Genomic DNA, 13,092 nt, shown 5'->3' with positions numbered 1-13,092 from the left:
CCGTAGCACTGGCTGCATTCGGCGTGAAGGGTTGCGGGGTAGACGGACCTGGGCGGGACGCCAGTGGGAGGGAAAGCCAGCCGCACAGAAAGCTCGACGGCGGCACTCAGGCCGAGTGCCGCCGTCGAACCTTCCCGCGGGATCTGGCAGAGCAACCGCAGAAAGGCGTCGGGAGGTGATAGAGCGTTACACCGGGACTTTCACGGGGACGCCCGTCTCCAACGATTCCTGTGCCGCGTCCGTCACTCAGGTGGCGCACCCTTTGCCTCCGAATGCCCCCTTAGCACTGGGTGCATTCGGCGGGAAGGGTTGCGGGGTAAACGGAGCTGGGAGGGAAAGCCATCCGCACCAAAAGCTCGACGGCGGCACTCAGGCCGAGTGCCGCCGTCGAACCTTCCCGCGGGATCTGGCAGAGCAACCGCGGAAAGGCGTCGGAAAGTGATAGAGCAACCGTAGAAAAACGTCGGAAAGTGATAGAGCAACCGCGGAAAAGCGTCGGGAAGTGATAGAGAGTTACACCGGGACTCTCACGGGGACGCCCGTCTCCAACGATTCCTGTGCCGCATCCGCCACGCGGGAAGCGGCCACCGCGTCCTCGGGAGTGCAGGGGTTCTTGCGCTCCCCCAGAATCACTTCCACGAACGCGGCCATTTCGGAGCGGTAGGCCTGGTCGAACCGTTCGGCAAAGGTCTTGTGCGGAGTCCCCGCCGGGAAGGTGATTCCGCGCTCTCCGGAACGCAGCGCCATCTGGTCGTCCATGCCCACCACCACGGATCCTTCCGAGCCCTGCAGCTCCAGCCGGACATCATGCCCGGCCCCGTTGTAGCGGCTGGCCGACACCGTGCCTACAGTGCCGTCGTCGAACGTCACCACTGCCAAAGCGGTATCGACGTCGCCCACCTCACCGATTGCAGGGTCGCCGTTGTTGGAGCCCTTCGCGTAAACCTCCACGATTTCCCGTCCCGTCAACCAGCGGAGGATGTCGAAGTCGTGGACCGAGCAGTCCCGGAAGAGTCCGCCTGAGGTTGCGAGGAAGGACACGGGCGGCGGCGCCATGTCGCAGGTGACCGCTCGCAGGGAATGGATCCAGCCGAGTTCGCCGGCGTCATAGGCCCGCTTGGCCTCGAGGTAGCCGGAATCGAAGCGGCGCTGGTGTCCGATTTGGACCGTGCCGCCCTTTTCCCGGATGTAGTCCAGGACCGGGAGGGACTCTACCACGTTGACGGCCACCGGCTTCTCGCAGAAGACCGGAATACCGGCATCAACGCCCGCCATGATCAGATCCGGATGGGTTGCTGTCCCGGTGGCCACGACCAACCCGTCAATGCCGGCGGCGATCAAGGCTTCCACGGACGGCAAGTACTCCGCGCCGAAGTCCCGGGCCACCGATCGTGCGTGTTCCTCGGCAACGTCCGTCAGTTTGAGCCTGACGTTGACTCCTTCAGGATTGAGTTGCTCGTTCAACGCACTGATGTTCCGGGCATGCATCACACCGATGCGGCCCACACCCACCAGGCCGAGCGTTATTTCCTTCATGCCTTCTCCGGTGCTGCGTCGGCTACGTCTGCTACTTCGGCCTTGACCTCATTGAGCGCTTCGGTGTGTCCGCCGAGTTGTTCGAGTTCGTGGGCGAGTTCGGCCAGTTCGGCGCCGCCGGCCATTTGGGCCGTGAGTTCCTCGACCGTGATGTCCTTCTTCTCGTAGTAACCAATCGATTTGCCGCGCTTGAGCAGCAGGAACCGGTCGCCCACGGGGTACGCGTGGTGCGGGTTGTGGGTGATGAAGATGACGCCGAGGCCGCGGTCGCGGGCCTGCAGGATGTAGCGAAGTACGACGCCGGACTGCTTGACTCCCAGCGCGGCTGTCGGCTCGTCGAGGATCAGGACCTTTGCCCCGAAGTACACGGCGCGGGCGATCGCGACACATTGTCGTTCACCGCCCGAGAGCTGGCCAATGGGCTGCTCCACATCGCGCAGGTCGATGCCCATGTCCGCGAGTTCCTTCTTGGTGATGTCCTTCATCTTCTGGACATCCATGCGCTTGAACGGGCCTACGCCGGTTGTGAGTTCGGAACCGAGGAAGAAGTTCCGCCAAATCGGCATGAGCGACACGACGGCGAGGTCCTGGTACACGGCCGCGATCCCGGCGTCGAGGGCTTCACGGGGTGAGCCGAGCTTGCGCTCCTCGCCCATGATCTTGAAGCTGCCCTCGTCGTGCTGGTGCAGGCCGGCGATGATCTTGATCAGCGTGGACTTGCCGGCGCCGTTGTCGCCCAGGACGCAGGTGACCCTGCCGTTGTCCACGGCCATGGTGACATCCCGCAGCGCGATGATGTTGCCGTAGTGCTTTCCGACCGCTTCGAGGGAGAGCAGATGCACGGGCGTGTGGGTCAAAGGATCTTTCTCGTCTCTTAGCAGGGTTTGCTGGTCGATTCGTTGTGCGTTCATTGGTCCGGCCCCTTACTTCAGCTCTGCCCGGCGTTTGACGATGAGGTTGACGATGGTAGCCAGCAGCAGCATCAAGCCCAGGAAGAACTTGAACCAGTCCGGATTCCATTGTGCGTACACGATGCCCTTGTTGGCCATGCCGAAGATGAAGGCACCGATGGCCCCGCCGATCGCCGATCCGTAACCGCCGGTGAGGAGGCAGCCGCCGATGACCGCGGCGATGATGTAGAGGAACTCGTTGCCGACGCCTTCGCCGGATTGGACGGCGTCGAAGGCGAAGAGGTTGTGCATGCCGAGGATCCAGCCGCAGAAGCCGACGGCCATGAAGAGGCCGATCTTCGTCTTGGTCACCGGCACGCCAACTGCGCGGGCAGCGTTCGCGTCACCGCCGACGGCGAAGATCCAGTTGCCGATCCGGGTCCGGAGCAGGATCCAGGAGGCCACGGCAACCAGGACGATCCAGAAGAAGACGGTGATCTTCACTTCCACCCCGCCGATGCTGATGGACGAGGCGAAGACTGCGCGGGCAGATTCGAAGCCGTCAAGCTTGGAGATCGACGGCGAGGAAACGGAACCGCCCACAAGCCGGGTGAGTGCCAGGTTCAGGCCGGTCAGCATGAGGAAGGTCGCCAGGGTGACGATGAAGCTGGGCAGTTTGGTCTTGATGAGGATCCAGCCGTTGATGAATCCGATGGCAAGGGAAACCACCAGTGCCAGCAGGACACCGACCCAGGCGTTCATGGAGAAGTACCAGCTGAACAACGAGGCTGTCAGGGCCGAGGAAATGACGGCGACGCCGGTGGAAAGGTCGAACTCGCCGCCGATCATCAGCAGGGAAACACCGACGGCCATGATGCCGATGGTTGAGGACCCGTAGAGCACTGTGGCCAGGGCATTGGGCTGGGTGAAGGTTTGCGATACGGAGGCGAAGAAGATGAAGAGGACTACTGCGCCAACGAGGGCGCCGACCTCCGGGCGGGCGAGGAATTTCTGGAACGGGTTGCGGCGTCCTACCCGTTCGTCACCGGACGCCGGGGCTGGTGCCGGTGGCAGGGTTGCTGTGCTTGCCATGGGGATGACTCCTTGTTGTTTCAGGCTTCGCGGTTGTTCAGGCTTCGCGGTTGGTCAGGCTGCGCGGTGTGGGCCGCGCAGCCTGATGCCTGGATTAGCGGACGCCCTGCTGGGCGAACTTGAGGACGTCAGAGGCGTTGGCCTTGTCCACGATGGTGGGACCGGTCAGGACGGGCTGGCCGCCACCGATCTTGAAGCCGCCGCGCTTGGCCTGCCACAGGGCGTCAACGGACATGTAGCCCTGGAGCCAGGGCTGCTGGTCCACGGTGAAGATGACGTTGCCATCAACGATCTTCTGGGCAAGTTCAGCATTGAGGTCGAAGCTGGCTACCTTGGAGGAGCTTCCCGCATCCGTGACGGACTTCAGGAGGGTCAGCGTGATCGGAGCACCGAGGCCGATGATGACGTCTGCGTCCTTGGAAGCCTGGAGCTTGGCGGTGGCGGTGGACTGAACCGCTGTCATGTCCTTGCCGTCCACGTAGAGGATCTCAGTGGCGGGGACCTTGGCCTTCACGCCTGCGCAGCGCGCTTCCAGGCCGACGTGGCCCTGCTGCTGGATGACGCAGACCGGGTGCTTGTACCCTTCAGCGGCGAGGCGGGTGCCCACGGCTTCGCCGGCCAACTGTTCGTTGGAACCGAAGTGGGTGAATGCTCCGAGCTTGGCGGATACGGACTCACCGGCGTTGAGGCTGACTACGGGGATGCCGGCGTCGGTTGCCTTCTTCAGGACGTCCTTCAGGGCGTCAGGGGTGGCGACCGTTACTGCGATGCCGTCAACCTTCTGGTCAATGGCCTGCTGCACCAACTGGGCTTGCCGCCCGGCTTCGGGATCGCTCGTGTAAAGCAGTTCGACGTTGTCCTTGGCTGAGGCTTCCTCGGCACCCTTACGGACGATGTCCCAGAAGGTGTCACCTGCTGCGGCGTGCGTGATGAGGGCTACCTTGATGCGGTCGGTGGAGGCCACCTGGCCGGCGGCAGCTCCACCACCGGAATCGGACGGCCTGCCGCCCTGGCTCGAACAGGCGCTCAGTGCTATGAGGGGAACCACTGCTGCGGCGAGGGCCGCTTTGCGCCACGAGAATTTTGCCACCGTTATCTCCTTTGATGTCAGCTTGGGGTGTCCGGAGACTCGTATCCGAACCATCCACTACTCAGATCATGGTGACTGACCTCACACTTTGTCAATACTTTGTCCTGACATTAGGATGTTTTTACGTTTCAACCCCTCGTACCAGTCAAGGAACACGTCCCTCAAGGCCACTTCCTTGACGGCGGAAACCCGGCTGCTATGATCAGGAAAAGGCAGTATGTCCTATCAAGAGAACATGAACGGACAAATACATCCTTCCGGCAGAGGAGCCGAAACCCTGCTCCCGCCGGTCATGCACAGCCGTCCAGGAGGAAACCAGTGGCGAACCAACTCAGCCTCAGCATCGATCGTTCGTCCCCGGTGCCGCTCTACCACCAAGTTGTCCAAGGCATTGAAGCTGCCATCCACAGCGGCGTCCTGGAACCGGGCAGCCGCTTGGACAACGAGATCGACCTCGCGGCGCAGCTCAACCTGTCACGACCCACGATGCGCAAGGCCATGGACGAACTGGTCCGCGCCGGACTCCTTGTCCGCAAGCGCGGCGTGGGAACGCAGGTTGTTGCCAGTCAGGTCCGCCGTCCTCTGGAGCTCTCCAGCCTCTACGACGACCTCAGCAACAACGGCAAAAAGCCCACTACGGATGTGCTGAGCTTCGCCCACGACGAAGCGGATGCGGCCACCCTCGCCGCGCTGCAGCTGCCTGCCGGTTCCAAGGTCTACCACTTCACCCGGCTCCGCAAAGTAGGCGGCAAACCGCTGGCCCTCATGGAGAACTGGGTCCGTGATGACATCGTCACCATGGACGAAGCCCAGCTCGCCAGCGAAGGCCTCTACGCCATCCTGCGGCGCGGCGGCGTCAACTTCCGCCTCGCCTCGCAGCGGATCGGCGCCATGATCGCCAACGACTACCAGGCGCCCCTGCTGGAAACCGACGTGGGATCGGCCCTGGTCACCATGGAACGCACCGCGGTGGACGACACCGGACGCATGGTGGAAACCGGCCACCACGTCTACCGCGGCGATTCCTACAGCTTTGAAATGACCCTCGTACAGCGCTAACGCAAGGACATTAACTATGGCCAACTGGGTATACCCTCTTGGATCCGCCGCCGACGGCAAGTGGGACATCTCCCTCGGCACCTCCGATTCCAGCCTCGCCGTTGACGGCTGGGCCCACACCGGACTGAAGGTGGCGACGCTCGCCGCAGGTTCCGCCGTCGAGCTGTCCGCCGCGGGCGAGGAACGCATCGTGGTGCCGCTGAGCGGCTCCTTCACGGTGACGGTCGACGGCGAGCAGTACCGTCTTCAGGGACGGCAGTCTGTCTTCCACGGGCCAAGCGACGTTCTCTACACCGGCATCGAGAAAGCGGTCACCATCAGCTCGAACGACGGCGGCCGCGTCGCCGTCGCGACCGCACCCGCCAAAGCGTCGTACCCCACCAGGCTGATCGCCGCCGCAGAAACCGCGGTTGAACTCCGCGGCGCCGGCAACTGCTCCCGCCAGGTCCACAACTTCGGCACACCCGCAGCACTGGAAGCCGACCGCTTCATCGTCTGCGAAGTCATCACCCCCGCCGGCAACTGGTCCTCCTACCCTCCCCATAAGCACGACGAGGAAAAGGACGGCGAAACCAGCCTCGAGGAGATCTACTACTTTGAAACCCGCGTAGCTCCCGGCTCCCCCGCCCCGGAAGATACGGACGCCATCGGCTACGCCCGCGTCTACGCCTCCGACGAGCGTCCCATCGACGTCTCCGCCGAAGTCCGCACCGGCGACGTTGTCCTGGTGCCCTACGGCTGGCACGGCCCCGCCATGGCAGCACCCGGCTACGACCTCTACTACCTGAACGTCATGGCCGGCCCCGGCCGCGTCCGGGACTGGCTCATCAGCGACGACCCCCACCACGGCTGGATCCGCCAGACCTGGGAAGGCCAGGACGTGGACCCGCGGCTCCCGTTCACGGCCTGACCCCAGACAATAAGCCTGATTCCAAGCACTAAGGAAGCCCCTGTGATTCACAGGGGCTTCCTTGGTGTTCAGCGCTACTAGGCCTGGGCGATGTAATCCGTCATGGTCTTGAGCTGGTAGCGGGAGACTTCCTCGGCGTTCTCGTCCTCGGCAAACACGGAAGAAACCATCACGGTGTTCTCCTTGTCCAGGAAGCCGATCTCCTTGAGGCCACCAAAGAACTCGTTCCAGTTGACGTCCCCGTCACCGATCTTCAGGTGCTGGTGGACGCGTACGGCGTTCCCGGGCGGGTTGGTGATGTACCTCAGGCCGTGGGAGGCGTGGTGGTTCATGGTGTCGGAGATGTGCACCAGACGCAGCTTGTCACCGGCGGCACGCATGATCTCCAACGGTTTGTTGCCCATGTGGAACGTGTGCGAGGCGACGTAGACCATCCCGATGTTCGGCGAATTGACGCCGCGGATGACACGCAGAGCGGCCAGGCCGTCCTCCACGAAGTCGTCCGGGTGCGGGTCAATCAGCACGTCAAGGCCTTCGCGCTCGATGATCGGCAGGAGCTCCTCCATGGAACGGTAGAAGGCACGCTCGGATTCCTCGGCCTTCTCCGGGCGCCCGCTGAACTCGGTGTTCATGGTCTGGACGCCAAGGTCCACGGCAATCCGGATGGCCCGCTTCCAGTAGCGGACAGCGGCCTCACGGGCATCTTCGTCCGGCCCGGACCAGCGAAGCACGGGCAGGACGGAAGCGATTTCCACGCCGGCATCCTTGCACGCTGCTTTCAGCTTGCCTACCAGTTCATCGTCGGCCTTGGGGTGGTTGTAGAAGGGGATGAGGTCCGCGTGCGGCGTCATCTGCAGGTACTTGTACCCGAGGTCGGCAGCAACGCGGGGGAACTCCAGCAGGCTGTGGCTGTGGTGGAAGGGTGTGGGATCAAGTGCGATCTTCATGTTCAGTCCCCTACTTGTACAGATCCGGCTTGGCGTTCAAGTGGACCTTGACCTTCTCGCCGGACTTCTGCGCCTCAACGCCGGCCTCGCAGCAGGCGGCGGTGGCGTAGCCGTCCCATGCCGTTGGTCCGCCGATTTCGCCGCGAAGTGCCGCATCCACCCAAGCCTGCACCTCGACGTCGTACGCGGCTCCAAAACGGTCCTCGAAACCGGGCGTGACGTTGCCGCCCCACTTGCCCGCGGTCTGGACGTACGGGCCGCTGTCACCGCCGATGCTCACGATGCCGTCCTCGAAGGAAGCCTGAGTAGCCACCTGGTAGCCGAACTTGGCGTTGACATAGATTTCGACGTCGGCCAGTACACCGGATTCGGTTTCGATCAGGACCTGCTGGGGATCGTGCTGGCCGTTGGGAGCGTTGCGCGTTGGCTTGCCCAGGCGGACCTGCACGGACGTGATCTCCTCGCCGGTGAAGTAGCGGATGGCGTCGAACTCGTGGACCACGGAGTCGTTGATCAGCATCTCATTGGTGAAGCCCTCCGGCGTGCTCGGGTTCCGGTGCTGGTGGTGCAGCATCAACAGCTCCCCCAATTCGCTGTTGCGGATGATGGAACCCAAAGCCGAGTACTCGGCGTCGAAACGGCGCATGAAACCAACCTGGATGCGCTTGTGGCCCAGGACGAGCTCCGCCTGGACAACCTTCCAGGAGCTCTCGGCGTCCGGGGTCAGGGGCTTCTCGCACAGAATCGGGAAGTCTTTCTCCAGCGCCTTGTACAGGATTTCCTCGTGCAGGAACCCCGGCGTGGCGATCAGGACGGCGTTGACGTCGCCGTTGTTGAGGGCCTCGTCGGCACTGGCCAGGGCCACTGCACCGTCGATGCCTTCAATGGCGGCTTGCGCACGGGCCAGGTCAACGTCGACGACGGCGGCAACTTCAGCACCGTGGATGCGCGTGCTGAGGCGCTTGATGTGGTCAGCACCCATGCGGCCTGCGCCGATGACGGCTACGCGGAGAGTCTTTGTCACAGTTTCTGTCCTTTGGTGAGTGTGGTTTGGCTGCTACTGGACGGTGCTACTGGACACGGGTCCGGGAGCCGCAGGAGAGCAGGTAGTTGCGGGTGCGCTTGGCGATCGGCATCGGTACGTCGAAGGCTGCCGGGTACATGTCCTGTTCCACGATGCCGAAGATGGGGCGGTTCAGGCCCTCCACGGCTTCGATGACGGCACGCAGGTCCGGAAGGCCGTTCGGCGGCTCGGTCATGACGCCGGCCAGGTTTGCCGCTGCCCAGGTCATGTTCTTCTCATTGACTTCGGCCAGGACCTCGGGGTTGATCTGCTTCAGGTGCAGGTAGCCGATGCGCTCCGGGTAGTTCTTGATGAGCTCAAGGCTGGAGGCTCCGCAGTATTCGGCGTGGCCGGTGTCCAGGCACAGGTTCAAGTACTGGGGATCCGTTGCGGCAAGGAGGGTCTCGATGTCCTTCTGCGCCCCCACGTGGGAGTCGGCGTGGGAGTGGAACTGCTGGTGCAGCCCGAAGTCTTCCAGCAGGACCTTCCCCATGCGGTTGTGGCCGGCGAACAGGTCTGCCCACTGTTCGTCCGTCAGTTCGCCGTTCTCCACGGCTTCGCCCGTGACGTCGTCGCGCCACATGGCCGGGATAACCACAATGTGTTCGCCGCCCATGGCTGCAGTGAGTTCGGCTACCTTGCGGGCGGGCTCCCAGGCTTCCTCGTACTGCTTGGCGCCGCGGTGGAAAGCAGTGAAGACTGTACCGGCGCTGACCTTCAGGTCACGCTGCTTGAGTTCCTCCGCGAGGCGGGCGGGGTCGGTCGGCAGGTAGCCATAGGGACCCAGTTCGATCCACTTGTAGCCGGACTCTGCGACCTCGTCCAGGAACCGCTCCCACGGTGTTTGCTGGGGATCGTCCGCGAACCAAACACCCCAGGAATCGGGAGCGGTGCCGATGGTGAGCTTGTTCTCGACGTCAGTCATGACAACGGTGTCTTTCTTGATAGCCTCCACTGCCCCGGCTTTGGTGCCGGGCAGCGGAGGTGGGGGCTAGTTGGAGGGGAAGTTGTAGGAGGCGCCGGAGGCGTGGTGGGTTTCGGGCCAGCGGGAGGTGACGACCTTGCCGCGGGTGTAGAAGGAGACGCCTTCGGGGCCGTAGATGTGCTTGTCGCCGAACAGGGAGGCTTTCCAGCCGCCGAAGGAGTGGTAGGCCACCGGGACGGGCAGGGGCACGTTGATCCCGATCATGCCCACGGTGACCGAGCGCTGGAACTTCCGGGCCGCGGCTCCCGAGGAGGTGAAGATCGCGGTGCCGTTGCCGTACGGGTTGGAGTTGATCAGCTTGATGCCGTCCTCCAGGGTGTCCACGCGGACCACCACCAGGACGGGGCCGAAGATCTCCTCGGTGTAGGCGCTCATTTCGGTTTTGACGTGGTCGATCACGGTCGGGCCCACCCAGAAGCCGTCTTCGTGGCCCGGGACGACCAGGTCCCGGCCGTCCACCACCATCGCAGCACCGGCGGTTTCTGCTTCGGTAACGATCTTCACGATCCGTTCCTTCGAGGCCGGGGTGATCACCGGGCCCATTTCGGCGCCGGGTTCGGTGCCGTTGTTGACCTTCACGGCCAGGGCGCGTTCTTGGACCTTCTTCACCAGCAGGTCAGCGGCGTCCCCGACGGCGACGGCCACCGAGATCGCCATGCACCGCTCCCCTGCCGAGCCGAACGCGGCGGCGGCGAGGTGGTCCGCGGCGTTGTCCAGGTCAGCGTCCGGGAGCACAATGGCGTGGTTCTTCGCCCCACCAAGTGCCTGGACCCGCTTGCCGTGCCTGGTGGCGGTTTCGTGGACGTACTGGGCGATCGGGGTGGACCCGACGAAGGAGATACCGTCCACGTCCGGGTGCGTCAGCAGGCCATCAACGGTTTCCTTGCCGCCGTGCAGGACCTGGAACACACCATCAGGCAGGCCCGCTTCCTGCCACAGCTTGGCCAGCAGCAGCGACGGGGACGGGTCCCGTTCGGAGGGCTTGAGGATGAACGCGTTACCGGTCGCGATGGCCATTGGGGCCATCCACAACGGCACCATCACCGGGAAGTTGAACGGGGTAATACCGGCCACCACGCCCAACGGTTCACGGAAGGAGAACACGTCAATGCCCGTGGAAACCTGGTCCGAGTAGTCACCCTTGAGCAGCGAGGGGATGCCACAGGCGAACTCGATAACTTCCAGGCCACGGCCGATCTCGCCCTTGGCGTCGGAGAGGACCTTGCCGTGCTCGGCCGTGATCAACTCTGCCAGTTCGTCCACGTGGGCTGCGACGAGCTCACGGAACTTGAACAGCACCGCCGTGCGCTTGGCCAGGGAAATATCACCCCAGGAATCGGCCGCTTTCCGGGCTGCGGCGACCGTGGTGTTCAGGTCATTCTCGTTCGCCAGGCGCAGCTCGGCGGTGACCTGGCCCGTGGCCGGGTTGTACACCGGCTGGGTGCGGTCACCTTCACCGGCGGACTCAGCACCGTTGATGAAGTGGTTAATAGTGGTCAAAGTGGTGGTCGTCGTCGACATGCGGACTTCCTCGTCTTCTAGCTTTAGGGGCGGATGTCTGGGGTTCTAGCCGAGCAGTTTGCGCTGGCGGTTCTTGTGGTCGGTGTAGGTCTTGTAGGCCTGCTGCGTGGATTCCAGTTCGGAGACCTGCGAGACGGGCACATCCCACCAGGACTCGGAGGACGGGGCGTCCAGGAGCGGGTCGGATTCGACGTGGATCACGATCGGGCCGGTCTCCTCGGGGGCTGCCTTCGCGTCGCGGATGGCTTGTTCGAGTTCGGCGATGACCTTCTCGCCCGGTTCGATCCGGATGACCTTCGCGCCGAGGGATTCGGCGTTCGTGGCGAGGTCGATGGGCAGGTTCTCGCCGGCGTCGAAGGAGTGCTGTTCCTTGTCCAGCACCCGGTACTGGGTACCGAAACGCTGCGAACCCAGCATCTCAGAAAGGGAGCCGATGGAGGCGTAGCCGTGGTTCTGGATCAGCACCACGATCAGTTTGATGCGTTCGGCGACGGCGGTGACCAGTTCGGTGTGCATCATCAGGTAGGAGCCGTCCCCCACCATGACCACCACATCCCGCTCCGGGCCGCCTGCTGCTGCCTCGGCAAGCGCTGCACGCTTGACGCCCAAACCACCGGGGATCTCGTAGCCCATGCAGGAGTACGCGTATTCCACGTGGTACCCGAACGGGTCCCGGACCCGCCACATCTTGTGCAGGTCACCGGGCAGTGACCCGGCTGCGCAGATCACCACGTCCTGGGCGTCCATGGCCTTGTTCGTGGCACCGATGATTTCGTTCTGAGCCGGCAACGGCGTGAAGCGTGTCTCGAACGCTTCATCCACGGTCGCGTCCCAGCGCTTCTTTTCGGCGGCGACCTTCTGCTCCAGGTCAGCGCCCACGCGGTAGCCACCCAGGGCCTGGTTCAGCTTCACGAGCGCCTTGCGGGCATCGGCCACGATGGGCAGGTGCGTGCCGTGCTTGTACGCGTCGATCGCGGCGACGTTGATATTCACGAACTTCACGTCCGGGTTCTGGAACGCCGTGCGGGACGCGGTAGTGAAGTCCTCGTAGCGGGTGCCGATACCGATGATCAGGTCCGCTTCGGCAGCGATGGCATTCGCCGCCGTCGTTCCCGTGGAACCGATCGCGCCAAGGGAATGCTTGTGATCCCACGGGAGCACGCCGACACCGGCCTGCGTGTTGCCCACCGGAATACCGGTCAGCTCCGCGAACTTCGCCAGTTCCTCATTGGCGTACGCGTAGAGAACACCGCCGCCGGCAATGATCAGCGGACGCTTCGCTGCACGGATCGCTTCCACGGCGCGGCGAATGTCATCATCCTCGGCTTCGGGACGGCGGATGCGCCACTCCCGCTCGGCCAGGAATTCTTCGGGAACATCAAACGCCTCGGCCTGGACATCCTGCGGCAACGAAATAGTCACCGCACCGGTCTCGGCCGGGTCAGTCAGTACCCGCAGGCCGTGGTGGAACGCGGAGAACAACTGCTCCGGACGGTTCACCCGGTCAAAGAACTTCGACAACGGCCGGAACGCATCATTGACCGTGATGTCGTACGCGTATGGCAGCTCGAGCTGCTGCAGCACCGGGTCAGCGGCACGGGTCGCGAACGTATCAGACGGAAGCAGCAACACCGGCAGCCGGTTGGTCGTAGCCAGGGCTGCACCGGTGAGCAGGTTGGAGGACCCCGGACCGATCGAGGTACTGATCGCGAACGTCTGGCGGCGGCGCGTATGCCGGGCATAACCCACAGCCTGGTGGACCTGGGCCTGCTCGTTCCTGCCCTGGTAGTACGGCATGATGGACGGGTCAGCGGCCTGATACTGCTTCAAAGCCTGGCCCACACCGGCAACGTTGCCGTGCCCGAAAATGCCGAAGGTGCCCGGAATCAGGCGCTCACGGAAGTCCACGCCACCCACCGAATCAACGGTGTACTGCTTGGACAGGAACTCGACCACGGCCTGCGCCACGGTCATCCGACGGGTTGCTGTTCCGGTTATG

The 13,092-nt window shown here is 63.7% G+C and carries 11 protein-coding genes; 2 read left to right on the top strand and 9 right to left on the bottom strand.

From position 1 onward, the window contains the following. Positions 1-513: 513 nt before the first annotated feature. The 4 genes from AUR_RS15195 to AUR_RS15180 form a co-directional block, all read right to left on the bottom strand. The gene (locus tag AUR_RS15195; RefSeq protein ID WP_062095444.1) at positions 514-1,536 is read right to left on the bottom strand and encodes a Gfo/Idh/MocA family oxidoreductase; all 1,023 of its coding nucleotides are present in this window, start codon (positions 1,534-1,536) and stop codon (positions 514-516) included. After that, positions 1,533-2,447 (bottom strand): ATP-binding cassette domain-containing protein, encoded by a 915-nt coding sequence (locus AUR_RS15190; RefSeq protein ID WP_031216895.1) that lies wholly within the window; start codon positions 2,445-2,447, stop codon positions 1,533-1,535. Before AUR_RS15190 ends, AUR_RS15195 begins: the two co-directional genes overlap by 4 nt. A 12-nt stretch (positions 2,448-2,459) precedes the next feature. Beyond that, positions 2,460-3,518: an ABC transporter permease gene (locus AUR_RS15185; protein ID WP_021473618.1), complete on the bottom strand. Its 1,059-nt coding sequence runs from the start codon at positions 3,516-3,518 to the stop codon at positions 2,460-2,462. A 94-nt stretch (positions 3,519-3,612) separates the two neighbouring features. Further along, positions 3,613-4,608, bottom strand: coding sequence for a substrate-binding domain-containing protein (locus AUR_RS15180; RefSeq protein WP_021473619.1), 996 nt, complete (start codon positions 4,606-4,608; stop codon positions 3,613-3,615). A gap of 318 nt (positions 4,609-4,926) precedes the next feature. On the opposite strand from AUR_RS15180, the gene AUR_RS15175 reads away from it, so the two are divergent. Then, positions 4,927-5,667 carry a GntR family transcriptional regulator gene (locus tag AUR_RS15175; RefSeq protein WP_021473620.1) on the top strand — a complete coding sequence of 247 codons (741 nt, stop codon included), beginning with the start codon at positions 4,927-4,929 and terminating at the stop codon, positions 5,665-5,667. Between the two features lie 16 nt (positions 5,668-5,683). Further along, complete coding sequence (gene iolB / locus AUR_RS15170) at positions 5,684-6,577, top strand: 5-deoxy-glucuronate isomerase (protein WP_062095442.1); 894 nt, start codon at positions 5,684-5,686, stop codon at positions 6,575-6,577. A gap of 77 nt (positions 6,578-6,654) precedes the next feature. Here the strand turns inward: iolB and AUR_RS15165 are convergent, their stop codons facing one another. The 5 genes from AUR_RS15165 to iolD all read right to left on the bottom strand — a co-directional run bounded on the left by AUR_RS15165 (position 6,655) and on the right by iolD (position 13,067). Next, complete coding sequence (locus tag AUR_RS15165; RefSeq protein ID WP_021473622.1) at positions 6,655-7,524, bottom strand: sugar phosphate isomerase/epimerase family protein; 870 nt, start codon at positions 7,522-7,524, stop codon at positions 6,655-6,657. A 10-nt stretch (positions 7,525-7,534) separates the two neighbouring features. After that, positions 7,535-8,548, bottom strand: a complete 1,014-nt coding sequence (locus AUR_RS15160; protein WP_021473623.1) for a Gfo/Idh/MocA family protein — start codon at positions 8,546-8,548, stop codon at positions 7,535-7,537. Positions 8,549-8,594: 46 nt separating this feature from the next. Next, positions 8,595-9,512 (bottom strand): sugar phosphate isomerase/epimerase family protein, encoded by a 918-nt coding sequence (locus AUR_RS15155; RefSeq protein ID WP_062099040.1) that lies wholly within the window; start codon positions 9,510-9,512, stop codon positions 8,595-8,597. Positions 9,513-9,578: 66 nt separating this feature from the next. After that, on the bottom strand, positions 9,579-11,093 hold the full coding sequence (locus tag AUR_RS15150; protein WP_062095440.1) for a CoA-acylating methylmalonate-semialdehyde dehydrogenase: 1,515 nt from the start codon (positions 11,091-11,093) through the stop codon (positions 9,579-9,581). 45 nt (positions 11,094-11,138) lie between these two features. After that, entirely contained in the window at positions 11,139-13,067 is a 1,929-nt protein-coding gene (gene iolD, locus AUR_RS15145; RefSeq protein WP_062095438.1) for a 3D-(3,5/4)-trihydroxycyclohexane-1,2-dione acylhydrolase (decyclizing), read from the bottom strand. Positions 13,068-13,092 lie beyond the last annotated feature (25 nt).

The sequence above is a fragment of the Paenarthrobacter ureafaciens genome (assembly GCF_004028095.1).
GTDB classification, from domain to species: Bacteria; Actinomycetota; Actinomycetes; order Actinomycetales; family Micrococcaceae; genus Arthrobacter; species Arthrobacter ureafaciens.
Note: the sequence above shows the minus strand (reverse complement) of the source record. Positions and strands in the feature narration are given on the sequence as shown.